We start from the raw sequence: 14,756 nt of genomic DNA, 5'->3' as shown, positions 1-14,756 counted from the left end.
AAATTGTTAAAGAGCAGTGCAACGCGGCATGAAGCTCACCGTTGCGAGGTGGCGTATAATACGCCTTCCTCCTTCAGAGTCAACCCTGATTTTCAGGATTTTTCTCTTCAACCAACCGGCTGTTTGTGTGAAGTAATTCACATCTGCCGTGTCAGTGGGAGCGCGTTATAGGGAGTTACGCCGAGCCTGCAACCCCTAATTTGCACATATTTCACTGACTGCTGCATTCCACAGCATAACCCTGCCTTATACCCACTTAACCACAGAGTTATCCACAAAGAAGTGCTGTTTACTGATGAAAGGACGCCGTTCTATTCTGTTGCAGACCACTCCTGCGGATAGCGTGACGGAACAAAACGCAGCGTCAGCAGCATTAATCCAACAACACAGCACGCATGAAACACCCAGTCGACGACAAAATCACCGCTCATGCTACGTAATAACCCCGAAAGATAAGGTGACAGCCCGGCAATGATAAAACCCATCCCCTGCATAAACGCCACCAGCTTCCCGGAAATAACCGGATGCTCGGCATGATCGAGCGCAAGAACGAGGCAAAGCGGGAAAGCACCTCCCAATCCTACCCCGCAGGCGATCGCCCACAGCACGGAAAGATGCGCAGGCCACAGGATAAAGCCGAGGAAACCGATCATTTGTAAGGCCAGCGCCACCAGCAGCAATCGCCGCCGATCCTCATGCCGCGCCAGCAAAGGTAGCAGCAGCGCGCCAGCCGTCTGCCCGACAGTCATCAGCGCCAGCAGCGTGCCACTAAACTGCGCGCTATTTCCCAGTTGCATATAATAAGGAGGCAGCCAGGCTATCAGACTGCCATAGCCGCCATTAATAACACCGAAATAGAGCCCCAAAGACCATGCACGGGGATTGCGGGTGATGCGAATTGAACTCTGAACGCTTCCCGGGCCAGCTCTGGTGGAACCTCGGCTTTGCGGCCACCAGCCAATCAGAGCAATAATTGCAGGCGCCGCCCACCATGCCAGGGAGCTGTACCAGAATTCACTCTGCCCGGCGATCCATGGCGTTAATGCCGCCCCCAAACCTCCGCCCCCCATCAATGCCGCTGACCACAGTCCCATGACCTGTGGCATACGACGCTGAAACTGGCGTTTGATAACCGTGGGCATCACAACCTGAATAACACCAATGCCGATTCCCCCCAGCAGCGCGCTACTCAGCAGCACGACGCTGTGGGGTGCCAGTTCACGTAGCAGTGCTCCGAGGGTGATCATCAACAGACCGATCGCCACGCTATCACGTTCGCGAATATGACGATTGATCCAGCCTCCCGCTAACGCCAGACCGCCCATCGCGATCATCGGCAATGCGGTAAGAAGAGAAGCCAGCGTAAAACTCATGCCGCTGGCAGCTCGTAATTGTGGAAGTAAAGGCCCGATAGACGTGAGTAACGGGCGCATATTCAGGCCAATGAGCACCAACACCAGGAGCATCAGACCAGTACGAGGAGATTGTTTCATGTTGTTCTTTTAGCCCGGCACGGACAACGCGCCGGACTTTACTCAGTTTTAGAAAGGTTTTGTCGGCAGATATTTACCATCCAGCGTAATCACCGCGCGTTCACCGCCTTCGGGATCGGCCACTTTTTTGACATCCAGTTTGAAATTGATGGCACTGATAATGCCGTCGCCGAACTTCTCATGAACCAGCATCTTCAGCGTGGAGCCATATACCTGCAGGATTTCATAGAAGCGATAAATGGTCGGGTCAGTGGGGACGCGGTCGTCAATACTGCCGCGCAGAGGGATCGTTTGCAGAAGCAGCACCGCATCTTCATCCAGCGAGAGCTTTTCACCAACCAGGCGCGCCGCATCAGCCGGCAATGCATGCTGCCCCAGCAAGGCCGCGGTGACAAAAGCTTCAGACAATCCTGTACCATCGGAGAGTTGCGCAAAGGTAAGATCTTTTTTCGCTTTAATAAGCAGAATCTGATCGGCCAGAGAAAGGCGAATATCGCGGTTAATTTGTGCGTGGATCATGATGGAACCTCCTTTATATAGAAAAAATTAAGCGGCTGACAGGCTACGAAGTGGCATCGCGCAGGTATTCGGGTTCTCAGCAAGCGAGACAAACTGCCCGCTGGCACCGTTATAAGCGGCAATGTCACCGCGTTCGATGTCGTAAACCCAGCCATGCAGCGCGAGTCGCCCCTCTTCCAGCGCCAGGCGCACTGACGGGTGAGTCTGAAGATTGGCCAACTGCGCAATGACGTTTTCCCGCACCATTGAGGCGGTTTTCGCCTGCAATGAAATGTGCGTGCGTGATTCATTCACCACACGAGCTGAATCGGCATAACGCAACCAGTGGCTGACGGCGGGCATACTGTCCAGACAATGGCATCCGGCGATCGCGGTCATCGCGCCACAATCTGAGTGACCGCATATGACAATGTCATTCACTTTTAAAACCGATACGGCGTACTCCACCGAGGCGGTGACACCTCCCGGCTCAGGGCCATAAGAAGGAACAATGTTGCCCGCATTACGGATGACAAACAGATCGCCAGGCTCACGCTGCGTTACCAGTTCCGGCACCAGGCGGCTGTCAGAGCACGAAATAAAAAGCGCACGTGGGTTTTGCTGGTTCGCCAGCGTTCTGAAAAGCTCGGCGCGTTCTGGAAAGACGTTGCGCTGAAATTTCAAAAAGCCATCAATAATCTCTTTCACGATTGTTCCTCTGTCTCACTATGGAATGGGCACAGGCTACTCGCTACTTCTCATAAGATAAAAGACTCATTTATAATGAAGTCTATTGGTTATGCTTATGGGTTAGTTCATGCTGTTACGACATATTCACTACTTTCTGGCGGTCGCTGAGCATCGCGGCTTTACCCGCGCCGCCACGGCGCTTCACGTTTCACAGCCCGCGCTTTCGCAGCAAATCAGACAGCTTGAAGAGACACTTGGCGCGCAACTGTTCGATCGCAGTGGTCGCCATATTCAGCTTACCGATGCCGGTGAAGCCTGGCTGGATTACGCGAGAAATGCGCTGAGAGCGCTGGAAGAGGGAAAGCGGGCAATTCATGACGTTGAAGATTTAAGCCGTGGCTCACTGCGTGTCGCCGTTACCCCCACGTTTACCTCGTGGCTTATCGGGCCGCTTATGGCGACATTTTACGCGCGCTACCCCGGTATCACCCTGGCGTTACAGGAAATGTCGCAGGAGAAAATGGAAGAGCTGCTGCTCAATGATGAACTGGATATTGGCATCGCGTTTGATGATGTTCATTCAGCGGACATCGACGTACTGCCGCTACTGAAGGAATCCCTTGCGTTGGTAGTCTCTGAAAGCCATCCGCTGGCTCAACAGGATTGCGTAGCGTTGTCACATCTTAATAATGAAAAACTCATTTTACTGAGTGAAGAATTTGCGACCCGCGAACAAATTGATCGCTACTGCCGCCAAAGAGAACTGCATCCACAGATAGTAATGGAAGCTAACTCTATCAATGCCATTCTGGAACTGGTGCGCCGCACAACGCTCACCACCCTCCTACCGTCGCCAATTGCCGCACAAAATGAAGGATTAAACGCCGTGTCACTGAAACCGCAGTTGCTGGAACGAACTGCCGTGCTGCTACAACGCAAAGGCGCCTGGAGAACGGCCGCCGTAAAAGCATTTACGACACTGGCGCAGGAAGTGACGGGAGCGTACCCCCGATAGCATTGAATTCGCCCGCCAGCAGGCGATAGTGCTTTTTTGACTGAGACAGAAGACGAGTATGGCATCAACCGCACTCTCATCAACACTCAAAGGCGGCGCGCTGCTTTTGCTGCTTCATATGTTGACCTTTGCCGCCTTTAATTCACTCCAAATACTGTTCCTGGTACATTTCCAGAGTTTTTCATTCGAATATTAACGAAATCAGTGAGCGCTATTATTTAATTTTTCATCCCCGAAAGAGTCATTACCAATTTTGTAATTTTCTTGCCGAAAATAGATACACTCCCTGACAAGTCATTGCTATAAAGCTGGGACTTGTCATACAAACCAACTGACACACCTCGTCAATAAAAAGAGAGCTGACGCACATTACAAACCGTCATTCAATATCATCAGCCCTGGTTTTCACTTACGAAAATTACCGCCATTTCAATACAGTCATACTATTTCGCCACCAAATCCGCCGGAAAATACGAAAAAGGCATTAGATGCAATACCGTTTCGGTTGCCCACTATTATCGGGCAGCATTTATCACAGGAGAGATTAAATAATCGCGAAGAATTATTTAATCACTGAAGAGAGGAAGCTGTGCACGTCTTTATCATTGTAATTCGAATGTCCTATTAAACAACACAGTAACAGGATACGCACATGAAAAAGATATATCTGGGTTTGATGGTTACCGCGGCTTTATTGGGTGGTAATGTGGCTGCCTATGCAGATGACGCATCTGTAGAATCATTTAATTCGCAAGGCCACGGCGGTGATAATGACCATGGTGGTTACCCTGGCGGCGGAAATGGTGGCTATGTTACCGGTGGGCAAGTGTTCTTTGACGGTGATGTTTATACCGGCTCCTGTAAAGTAAAAATTGTCGGCGGCAAAAATGACGGAAATACTATTTTCCTGAATTCCGTTCGTACAACCGCGCTTTCTGTTAAAAATGCGCTGGTTAACCGCACAGATTTCAGTATTAATTTGAAAGACTGTGGTGACCCGGATGGTAAACACGGCACCTTTACGCGTAAAGTGAAGTGGACGGACTCTTCTGGCCTGGTAACCGGTACAAGCTTCCTGAAAAATACCGACAATAGCGGTGCCACTAACGTCGCTTTTGCACTCACTAACCCTAATAGCCCTACGGTGATCAAACCGGGTAACGACAATGGTAAAATCCGCGATACCAATGACGGCACCTGGGATATTTATAAATACCAGGTTAGCTATGTGAACCCGACTAACAGCAGCGCGACTGCCGGGCATGTTGCAGCCAATGCAACCTATGAAATTTCTTACGATTAATCGCAATAAAAAAAGTGGCGGTACGCCGCCACTTTTCCTTCACTCACCTAATCCCGTAAATAATGACAACAATATAACTTAGAGAAGATGAGGGTGTTTATGAAGCTTATCGCTGCACTCGGTGGATTAATGTTAACGTTTCCGGTTTTGGCAGACAGCATTATTGTAAACGGAACACGTTTTATCTATAAAGGAAACGAAAAAGAACTCACCGTACAACTCTCAAATACTGCGGAACGGCCTTCGCTTGCCCAGGTCTGGCTGGATAATGGTGATGCGACCATTACACCCGATAAAATTACGACACCATTTATTATTAACCCCCCAATTTCACGTATTGATAGCCACAGCGGGCAAGTCATACGCATTAAACTCAATGCGGGTAATAGCTTGCCGCAAAATAAAGAATCCCTGTGGTGGATAAATGTATTGGATATTCCTGGCGCCTCTAAAGCGGATAAAGCACCGGAAGGCATCGGTGTTTTCAAAATGGCCGTGCGTTCGCGGTTTAAGTTGATATATCGCCCGGAACCTCTTTCTGGCCGAGTCTCGGCCATTGCCAAACTCAGATTGCAGCCTTCGGGAACCGCGCTGACATTAACGAATCCGACACCGTTTTACATTACGGTTGCCACGATTAGCCAGGGCCGTGGTGAACCGATAAATACAGAAGCCGTCATGATTGCCCCGCAATCTTCACAAACGATTAATTTGCGCCAGGCCGTGCGAGCGGGGGAAGAATTAACCCTTGAAGAGATCAATGACTATGGCGCGCTGGCAAAAAGTAAAACCCGGGCAGGTTAATGTCATTACGAGATAAATAAATGGCACCAGTAATGGTCGGCGTATTCTCTTTTTTCAGGGCGGAATCTCATGGAGCATTGGCGAGTCACACCCTGGCAGGTTGGCGGTCTGGTGACCCTTTTTTGCCTGGGAACCGGCATTTGCCGAGCAGAACAGGTTAACGCAGAAGAGAGTGGAACAGACTATGAATTCGACAATAACTTCATCGTCGGTAGCCAACAACAGGCCAGCATGAAACGGTTCGATGCTCTGGCATTCAAACCTGGCACCTATTTCGTTGACGTTTATACCAATGAGAGCTGGAAAGGACGCTATGACGTTGACGTTAAGCGTTCTGCCGATGGCAAGCCGCAGATCTGTTATACAGCAGAAATGCTTCAGAACTTTGGTCTCTCACCTGAGAAGCTGGATTCGACAAAAACCAGCGACGAAAAATTCTGTGGAACGCTGTCTCAGTGGAACAGTGAACCCACGCTGAAAGATACGTTTAGCGCCTCCACGATGCGTCTGGATTTCAGTGTCCCTCAGCGGCTGATGGATGGCAGTAGTAGCGGCTATATTCCGCCGCAATTCTGGGATGAAGGGATTACCGCGCTCAACCTGGGTTATATGGCCAACTACTACAACATCATGAAATCTGACAGTAATGATAAAGGCGCAAGCGCTTATCTGGGCGTGAACGCTGGCTTTTCCTCAAACGGCTGGTTATTGCGCCATTCCGGAAACTATACCTGGGATGAGAACAGCGGCGAGAACAAATGGAATAGCAACCAAACCTACTTACAGCGCCCTATTGCGGCAATGAAATCGATCCTCACGATGGGGCAATTCAGCACCAACGGCACGTTTTTCGACGCCATCAGCCTGATCGGTCTTGACCTGCATACGGACGATCTCATGTACCCTGATAGCATGCGTAGCTACGCGCCCGTCGTGAACGGCGTGGCGCAGACTAACGCCCTGGTTACCGTTCGTCAGGACGGCAACATTATCTATCAGACCACCGTCACGCCGGGCCCCTTCAGCCTTACGGATGTTTATCCTTCAGGCACGGGTAACGATCTTATTGTGACCTTGCAGGAAGCCGATGGGCGCACCTCTACCTGGTCTATTCCCTATGATTCAGTGGTGCAGTTATTACATCCGGATATGAGTCTGTACGGCATTGCCGCCGGTCAGGTTGATGAAGACGGGCTGAAAGATAAACCGACCATCGGCCAGGGTAGCTTTCAGTATGGTTTGAATAACACCTTCACACTCTATTCAGCCCTCACGGGGTTCAACGATTATCAGGCCGGACAGGTTGGCGTGGGGATGAATACCGGTTATGGCGCGCTGGGGCTGGATGTGACCCAGGCGAAAACGAAACTGCCCAGCGCCACAACATCGGGTCAGGAATACCGCGCCACCTTTAGTCGCATGTTTGGTGCCTCACAAACCACCATGAATATTCAGGGATGGGTTAATAATTACGACAATTACTACTCTCTGCGTGATGCACTCTACGCCCGCGATGACGAAATGCGCGGCACCACCAGCACCAATATTCGACAAAAAAGCGGCGTCAGTTTTTCCATTAACCAACAATTGCCGGAAACGTGGGGGATGCTCTATCTGAATGGTTCCGTCACGCGATACTGGCATTACTCCGGCAAAGAAGAGCAGTACTCACTGGGATACAGCAATAGCTGGGGACGTCTGAGTTGGTCATTGACGTTCCAGCGGAGTTATTCCAATGAGAATGAAACAGATGACGATACCGGGACAACCTCCTCAAGACGTAAAAAAGAGGATTTCGTCTTTCTGAGTTTCAGCTATCCCCTTTTCCAGGGCGAAGATAGCTCTGCCACGCTTTCATCGAACACCCAATTCAAAGACTCGTCCTTCGATCGCAGCCAGTTGGGTGTTAATGGTTCAGTCGGTCAGGATCACGCGCTGACATGGGGCGTCAACGCGAACACAGACAAGGAGGGTCACTACACGACAGGCGTTAACGGCGGATACATCTCCCCCTGGACGGCGTTATCAGGGAGCTATACCTATGGTCGCAGCTATCAGCAGGCTGCCGCCTCTGCGGAAGGCTCGGTTGTCGTACACTCCGGCGGCGTGACGCTCACGCCGGAAACAGGAACAACGCTCGCGCTGGTTGAAGCAAAAGATGCCAAAGGCGCCGCCATCATGGGCGCGCCGACCTGGTTTGATAATCAAGGTTATGCCGTACTTTCATCCTTGCAGCCTTACCGAGTCAATAACATTGAAATCGACCCCAAAGGGGCGCACGAAGATGTTCAATTCGCCAGCACTGAAGCCCGCACGGTACCGTATGAAGGCAGCGTGGTGAAGGTGGTATTCAATACCCGCCGCGAAAAAACGCGCGTGTTTGTTGCCAAACAGAGCAACGGAACGCAGCTCCCATTCGGCTCTGAAATTACCGATGGGCGAGGTAAATCCCTCGGCTTTGTCGGCCAGGGCAGCACACTTTATATCACTGGCGAAAATGTGAAAAACGCCTGGGTTCGCTGGGACGGTGGGCAGTGTCAGGTGGTACTGCCGATCGGTGGTTCACAACAGCTGAGGTGCTTATGATGCTTCGCATAAAATGGTGGTTAGCCGCCACGCTGCTCACCAGCGGCGTGGCCCATGCCGGTTGTATTCTGGGCTCGGACGCCATCCCTTCCCCACTGTTTATGGATATTGGGCGCATCATGGTTCAGCCGCAAACGCCACCCGGTACGGTGATTGCCAGCCGCAGCTGGCCGTTACGCGACAATCGTTTGCAGCTTCAATGTAGCGGCTCGCAGAGTCTGGAAACGAAAGTTATCGCCAATGGCAGTCGCGAAACAGGCAATCAGATCTGGTCAACCAATATTCCCGGTATTGGCCTGCGATTTACGCTTCAGCGCCAGGCTCAGCAGATTGGCTATCCAGGGAAAATTGACGTTGGCGGAGGCGGTAAAAGCGATGTCTCGCTTAACGATCTCACCTTCAAACTGGACGTCATTAAGACAGCGAGCCTTGTGGGGAGCGGCACGGTTGCCGCCGGGCAATACACCACTTTTGGTAGCGGGAGTCAGTCGTTGCTGAATACCTGGCTGCGCGAAAATTCGCTGATTATCGTCTCGCCCTCTTGCCGCATCACCAATAATGCCAACTTTCGTGTGAATCTCGGCTCCATTCCCCTTGCGGCTCTGAAGGGGAAAGGTACAGGAGCCGGAGGGCGCAATTTTTCGATTCGTATGCAGTGTGCGGGGAATGTTAGCGTCGCCGGTACGCGGCTGAATATGACCTTTGACGGAAACACGCCAGAGGGTATTTCACCTGCCCTGGGCGTGATTCGCAATGAGAGCCGCAGCAGAACCGCAGCGGAAGGTATCGGCGTGCAGATCATGGACGAGAACCGCCGACCGGTGCCGTTCCGCCAGGCGAATCACGTCGCGACCCTGAATAGCGCCGTCTCGCAGTTTATTGACCTACGCTATTTTGCCCGATTCTATCAATATCAACCCAAAGCGCAGGCGGGTGATGTCACCGGGCATATGGTCTTCAATGTGAGCTACGACTAATTCACTCTTCCGGCAGGCACTGCAAATGCCCGTGCCGCACGCCGCGCTGGGCGATAACGTCATCGGCAAAATGCTGCACGTCGCCCATATCGCCCTTCAGTACGGCAATTTCCAGGCAGTCGTCGTGGTTGATGTGGACATGCAGCGTCGCGACGGAGAGATCGTGGTGGTGGTGCTGCGTGGAGACAATACGGCTGGCTAAGTCGCGTTTTTCGTGTTCATACACATACGACAGCACCGCGAAACCTTGTGTGCCATGCTGCTGGGTAGCCTCCTGCGCCAGCGCGCTACGCAGAATATCGCGGATAGCTTCGGAACGGTTGTTATAACCACGACGCTGGCTCAGGCTGTCCAGCGTCTCCAGTAAATCGTCATCAAGCGTGATGGTGACTCGTTGCATTTGCGTTAAACCTGTTCTGTGGCGCGACGGCGCACGGGGAATGCGGGTAATACCGCGTTTTGAAGCACGCGCCCGGCATCAGAGGAAAAGGCTAATTTCTCCCCTACGGCCTGTGTTTCAACAATGTACCCGTTATCCATCACCATCACCCGCTGGCAAAAGCGTTCCACCAGGCGTAAGTCGTGGGTGATGAACAGACAGGCGGTGCCAAACTGTTGTTGCAGCTTTTTCAGCAGGCGAATGACGCCCGCCTGTAGCACGAGGTCAAGGTTGGAAACGGCTTCATCCAGAATCAGCAGTTTTGGTTCGACCGCCAGCGCGCGCGCCAGGCAGACGCGCTGAAGCTGGCCACCGCTTAACTGCGGTGGGCGTTTGTCGAGTACGCTTTCATCGAGATCGACCGCGCGTAACATTTCGCTGGCGCGCGCCAGTTGCTCGGATTTTTTCAGCGATAGCAGGTGGCGCATCGGTTCACGCAGGATCTCGCGCACGGTTTTACGCGGATTCACAGCGCTGATGGCGTCCTGAAACACCATCTGAATATCGCGGCGGAACGCCTTACGCTGGGCGCGATTAAGTTTCGCCAGTGGTTCGCCGCGCCAGCGAATGTCCCCCTGCGAGGGCGATTCTAAACCTACCAGTAGCCGCGCGAGGGTACTTTTCCCGCAGCCGCTGCGCCCCAGCAGGGCGACGGTTTCACCGCTTTTTAGGGTCAGCGAAACGTTATTCAGTACCGACTGGTGCTGATGTTTTCCGCTGAATCCACCGTGCGCATAGTGATGGGAAAGGTCGCATACATTAAGTAAAGTCATGATGCCATCTCCATACCATAAAGCGCGAGATGAGCCGAAACCAGGCTGCGCGTCACCGCATGTTTAGGGGCGTTAAACAGCGTTTCGACATCGCCCTGTTCGATAATCTTGCCGTCAGACATCACCGCCACGTCATCCGCCAGACGCGCCACCACACCCATATCATGAGTCACCAGCAGCATTCCCGGCGCCTGTTTTTGCATAATGCTTTCCAGCAGATCGAGGATGCGCGCCTGTGCGACCACATCAAGGTCGGTGGTTGGTTCATCGGCGATGATAAACGGCGATTCGCACAGCACCGCCATCGCAATCATCATGCGCTGCAACATGCCGCCGCTCATCTCAAACGGGTACAGCTTCAGCACGCGCGCGGCGTTTTCCAGCCCCACCGCTTCTATGGCGGCGATAAGCGTAGCGTCATCGGCGGGTTTCCCTAACGCCTGGCAGGTTTCCCGCGCGTGGGTGTGCATGGTGTGCAGCGGATTAAAGGCGCTGCGCGGGTTCTGCATGATGGTGGCAATTTTTATCCCGCGTAGCGTACAAGGCGAAACCGGTTTGCCATCGGCTAAAATTTCCCCCGCCGTCTGGCGAACGCCAGCGGGCAGAATGCCCAGCGCAGCGGCGCAGGTCAGTGATTTCCCGCTGCCGCTATCGCCGACTAACGCCAGCACGCGCCCGCGTTGCAGGGTTAACGTTACACCGTGCACCAGCGGCTGCGCGGCCTGTAGTGCGATATTACGTAGTTCAATCTGTTGTGGCATTAGTGTGCGTGCTCCGTCACCAGATGAGGGTCCAGATGATCGCGCAGTGCGTCACCCACCAGGTTAAAGGCCATCACGCTGATAAACAGCGCCAACCCCGGCCAGAACATTTGCAGAGGCTGAGTCCAGATATACTGGCGCGCGTCGTTAATCATCACGCCCCATTCGGCGGTCGGCGCGGTCACGCCGAGGCCGAGGAAGGACATCCCCGCGACGTGCAGCATCATATGGCCGATATCCAGCGTTGCCAGCACCAGCAGCGAAGGGATCACCGCACCTGCCAGATGATCAACAAACACCCGCACATGGCCCGCCCCGGAAAGCCGCGACGCCAGCACAAATTCGCGCTGGCGCAGTGAAATCACCAGGCTGCGTACCATGCGCGCGTACCACGCCCAGTGCGACAGGGCGATGGCGATAATCACGTTGGTTAGTCCAGTGCCGAGCACGCCAACCATAAAGAACGACAGAATCGAGGTCGGGAAGGTCATAAACATATCGGCAACGCGCATGGTGGCCTGATCAACGCGCCCGCCAATCAACCCGGCGCTGCCGCCAATAACCAGCCCTAACACCAACACCAACAGCAGGCAGGCCATTACCGAGCCGAGCGACACGCGCGTCGCCGCCATCAGCCGCGAGAAAATATCACGCCCTAAGTGATCGGTGCCCAGCCAGTGCTGCGCATCCGGCGAGAGCAGGCGCGACGGCAGATCAATTGCCTGTGGATCATACGGCAGCCACCACTGGCTGGTGAGCGCAATCAGCGCCAGCAGGGCGATAAGGATCAGCGCCAGGCGTACCGACCAGCGGGAAGAGAGGAAAAAGTTCACGCGTGCGCTCCTTCATGACGACGAATACGCGGGTCCAGCGCGGCGTTGAGCAAATCGACAATCAAATTGCAGACCACAAAAACCACCACCATCATCAGCGTAAAGCACTGGATCACCGGATAGTCACGGTTAAAAATCGCCGACACCGCGTAGCGCCCGACGCCCGGCCAGGCAAAGATATTTTCGATAATCATCGTCCCGCCAATCAGTTCACCAATGTGCATCCCCACGGCGGTGATCATCGGCAGCGAGGCATTACGCAGAATATGGCGGCGTTCGGTCTGTTTAGCGTTAAGCCCGCGCAGTCGTGCCCAGGTGACGTGACGTTGCCCGGCCACCTCCAGCATGCTGGCGCGCAGCAGCCGCGCGTTTATCGCCAGCGACATAAAGGCGATGGAAACCGCAGGCAGAATGATGTGCTGCCAGCCACCGTAGCCCATCGCGGGCAGCCATTGCAGGTAGACCGAGAAGAACATCACCAGCAAAAATGCCAGCCAGAAGTTGGGCATCGACACACCAAGAAACGCGATGAAACGCACGGCGAAATCGGGCAAACGATCGCGATGACGAGCCGCCCAGATGCCGAGCGGCACGGAGGTCAGCAGAATTAACACCAGCGCCGCCCCCGCAAGTTCCAGTGTGGCGGGCAGGAAATTCAGCATATCGTCCAGCACCGGGCGCTGTGTGGCGAATGAGATGCCGAAATCGAGATGCAGCGCCTTCCACAACCAGGTTCCGTACTGCACGTACAGCGGCTGATCCAGACCGAGCATGGTGCGGGTAGAGGCCAGCATCTCCGGCGTCGGCGGCAGGTTAGATAAACGCAGATAATCGAGCGCCGGGTCACCGGTGCCGAGACGTAACATCAGAAAAATGATCACCGAGGCGGAAAGCACCATCGGGATCAGCAACAGCACGCGGCGGAATACGTAACGCAACATCAGGGTTTCACCGGGGTAATCTGTTCAAAAGGAATATCGCTGGCGATTGGCGCGTAAGGGATTTTGCCCAGTTCAGGTTTTGCCACCACCATCATCGAAACGTAGCTAATCGGCAGATACACCGCATCGCTATGCAGGCGCGTCAAAATATCGCGGTAAAGCGCCTGGCGTTTCGTCTCGTCCGGGGTTTCCAGAACTTCGCCGATCTCTTTATCAATCAGCGGCTTGTCGGCTAAACCTTGTTGTGCCTGAAAATCAGCGTGTGAAGGTACGCGCATCGAACTTAAAAACGCGTGCGGATCGTAAGGCGCGCCCCAGGTGCGGTTGAAGATCATGCCAAAACGCCCATCGCGCTGGCGCGCGTAGATGCTGCTCTCTTCTTCGCCAACCAGCGCCACATCGACGCCAATCTGGTGCATATCGGCCTGAATGATTTCGGCCATTGATTTGCTTAATGCATCGGTGCCGATGAACGACAGTTCAATGCGTAGCGGCTGACCGTTTTTCTCGCGGATAGTTTTCCCGGCAGGCAGCGTCCAGCCTGCTTTTTCCAGAAGATTTTTCGCCCGTTGCGGATCGTACTGGCGCGGTTTCAGGTTGAGGTCGGCATAAGGTACGGTCGGCGCAAACAGCGTATCCGCCACCTGCTGCGTGCCGTAAAGCACGTTGTCGATCAGCGATTTTTTATTCACCGCGTGATTGAGCGCTTCGCGTACCGCCAGTTCATTGGTGGGGGCTTTAGCGGAGTTGAGTGCCAACATCACCGTTTCAATCGGCTGTGAAAGCTGGGTACGGTACGCCGGGTTATGGCTGAAACGCTCGAAAGTATCGAGCGGCAATAAACCTTCGTTACCATACAGCAGGTCGATATCGCCGGTTTCAAACGCGACTGCGCGGGTGGTTGGATCGGGGATGACTTTAAGGGTTATTTTTTTTATCGCTGGCTTTTCGCCCCAGTAGTTTCCGTTGCGGACGAAGACATCGTACTGATTCAGTTTCGATTCTTTCAGTACCCACGGGCCCGTGCCGATAGGTGCTTTAATCCCGCGCATTGTCTCGTTATTTTTAAACTGCGACGGGGCGATAAAGCGGAAAGGTCGGGGTAAGGCCAGCTCTTGCAGGAAGGGGTAGTAGGCGCTTTTCAGGGTAATTTGCAGCTCGGTTTTATTCAGCGCTTTCACGTCGACAATCTGATTCACCAGCTCCAGCCAGGCATGACGCTGACGGTTATCGAGCACCACGCGGAAGTTTTCTGCTGCCGCCTCTGCATCAAACGGTTCACCGTTGGAGAAGGTCACATCATCGCGCAGGGTGAAGGTCCAGATCTTGCCATCTTCCGAATGCGTCCAGCTTTTTGCCAGCCAGGGTTTCACCGAACCGTCCGCCTGATATTTCACCAGCGGTTCGTAAACCATGCTCTGGGCGAACATCTGATTCGGCGTATAAAGATGCGGATTGAGCGGCCCAACGTTAACCGGCCAGGCGGTAGTGATTTCATCTGGCGCAGCGGCGTGTGCGAAAAACGAGGCACAGGTCAGCAGCGCAATGAGCGTGCGACGGAGAATGGACAAAACGGTGACCTTCAGTGAAAAGGAGTAAGACTAAGTGAGTATGATGATTTTAAGGATTCATCATACGTTTGG

At 53.5% G+C, this 14,756-nt stretch carries 14 protein-coding genes; 5 read left to right on the top strand and 9 right to left on the bottom strand.

The genetic code is table 11. From position 1 onward, the window contains the following. Positions 1-311: 311 nt before the first annotated feature. From DBY68_RS05520 to DBY68_RS05510, 3 genes are read right to left on the bottom strand one after another with little or no spacing between them, the layout of a single operon-like run. The gene (locus tag DBY68_RS05520) at positions 312-1,493 is read right to left on the bottom strand and encodes a cyanate transporter (protein ID WP_108475141.1); all 1,182 of its coding nucleotides are present in this window, start codon (positions 1,491-1,493) and stop codon (positions 312-314) included. Between the two features lie 48 nt (positions 1,494-1,541). Next, the gene (gene cynS, locus DBY68_RS05515; protein WP_108475140.1) at positions 1,542-2,012 is read right to left on the bottom strand and encodes a cyanase; all 471 of its coding nucleotides are present in this window, start codon (positions 2,010-2,012) and stop codon (positions 1,542-1,544) included. A 27-nt stretch (positions 2,013-2,039) separates the two neighbouring features. Further along, positions 2,040-2,699 carry a carbonic anhydrase gene (locus DBY68_RS05510; protein WP_108475139.1) on the bottom strand — a complete coding sequence of 220 codons (660 nt, stop codon included), beginning with the start codon at positions 2,697-2,699 and terminating at the stop codon, positions 2,040-2,042. Between the two features lie 109 nt (positions 2,700-2,808). On the opposite strand from DBY68_RS05510, the gene cynR reads away from it, so the two are divergent. The 5 genes from cynR to DBY68_RS05485 all read left to right on the top strand — a co-directional run bounded on the left by cynR (position 2,809) and on the right by DBY68_RS05485 (position 9,366). Beyond that, a complete protein-coding gene (cynR, locus tag DBY68_RS05505; RefSeq protein WP_108475138.1) occupies positions 2,809-3,696 on the top strand; it encodes a transcriptional regulator CynR in 888 nt (295 codons plus the stop codon). Between the two features lie 652 nt (positions 3,697-4,348). Beyond that, the gene (locus tag DBY68_RS05500; RefSeq protein WP_108475137.1) at positions 4,349-4,999 is read left to right on the top strand and encodes a fimbrial protein; all 651 of its coding nucleotides are present in this window, start codon (positions 4,349-4,351) and stop codon (positions 4,997-4,999) included. A gap of 99 nt (positions 5,000-5,098) precedes the next feature. After that, positions 5,099-5,803, top strand: coding sequence for a molecular chaperone (locus DBY68_RS05495; protein ID WP_108475136.1), 705 nt, complete (start codon positions 5,099-5,101; stop codon positions 5,801-5,803). A gap of 69 nt (positions 5,804-5,872) precedes the next feature. Next, entirely contained in the window at positions 5,873-8,389 is a 2,517-nt protein-coding gene (locus DBY68_RS05490; protein WP_108475135.1) for a fimbria/pilus outer membrane usher protein, read from the top strand. Beyond that, positions 8,386-9,366, top strand: a complete 981-nt coding sequence (locus DBY68_RS05485; RefSeq protein WP_108475134.1) for a fimbrial protein — start codon at positions 8,386-8,388, stop codon at positions 9,364-9,366. The genes DBY68_RS05490 and DBY68_RS05485 overlap by 4 nt, the downstream gene beginning before the upstream one ends. Before the next feature lies 1 nt (position 9,367). Here the strand turns inward: DBY68_RS05485 and nikR are convergent, their stop codons facing one another. From nikR to nikA, 6 genes are read right to left on the bottom strand one after another with little or no spacing between them, the layout of a single operon-like run. Further along, on the bottom strand, positions 9,368-9,766 hold the full coding sequence (gene nikR / locus DBY68_RS05480; protein ID WP_108475133.1) for a nickel-responsive transcriptional regulator NikR: 399 nt from the start codon (positions 9,764-9,766) through the stop codon (positions 9,368-9,370). 5 nt (positions 9,767-9,771) lie between these two features. Next, positions 9,772-10,578, bottom strand: a complete 807-nt coding sequence (nikE, locus tag DBY68_RS05475) for a nickel import ATP-binding protein NikE (protein WP_108475132.1) — start codon at positions 10,576-10,578, stop codon at positions 9,772-9,774. Next, a complete protein-coding gene (nikD, locus tag DBY68_RS05470; protein ID WP_108475131.1) occupies positions 10,575-11,339 on the bottom strand; it encodes a nickel import ATP-binding protein NikD in 765 nt (254 codons plus the stop codon). Before nikD ends, nikE begins: the two co-directional genes overlap by 4 nt. After that, the gene (nikC, locus tag DBY68_RS05465; protein WP_108475130.1) at positions 11,339-12,172 is read right to left on the bottom strand and encodes a nickel ABC transporter permease subunit NikC; all 834 of its coding nucleotides are present in this window, start codon (positions 12,170-12,172) and stop codon (positions 11,339-11,341) included. The genes nikD and nikC overlap by 1 nt, the downstream gene beginning before the upstream one ends. After that, entirely contained in the window at positions 12,169-13,113 is a 945-nt protein-coding gene (gene nikB, locus DBY68_RS05460) for a nickel ABC transporter permease subunit NikB (RefSeq protein ID WP_108475129.1), read from the bottom strand. The genes nikC and nikB overlap by 4 nt, the downstream gene beginning before the upstream one ends. Then, positions 13,113-14,699 carry a nickel ABC transporter substrate-binding protein gene (gene nikA, locus DBY68_RS05455; RefSeq protein WP_108475128.1) on the bottom strand — a complete coding sequence of 529 codons (1,587 nt, stop codon included), beginning with the start codon at positions 14,697-14,699 and terminating at the stop codon, positions 13,113-13,115. The genes nikB and nikA overlap by 1 nt, the downstream gene beginning before the upstream one ends. Positions 14,700-14,756: the final 57 nt, after the last annotated feature.

Source organism: Pseudocitrobacter sp. RIT415, assembly GCF_003057695.2.
Taxonomy (GTDB): domain Bacteria; phylum Pseudomonadota; class Gammaproteobacteria; order Enterobacterales; family Enterobacteriaceae; genus Pseudocitrobacter; species Pseudocitrobacter faecalis.
The sequence above is the reverse complement of the archived record's forward strand: the minus strand, read 5'-3'. Positions and strand labels throughout refer to the sequence as shown.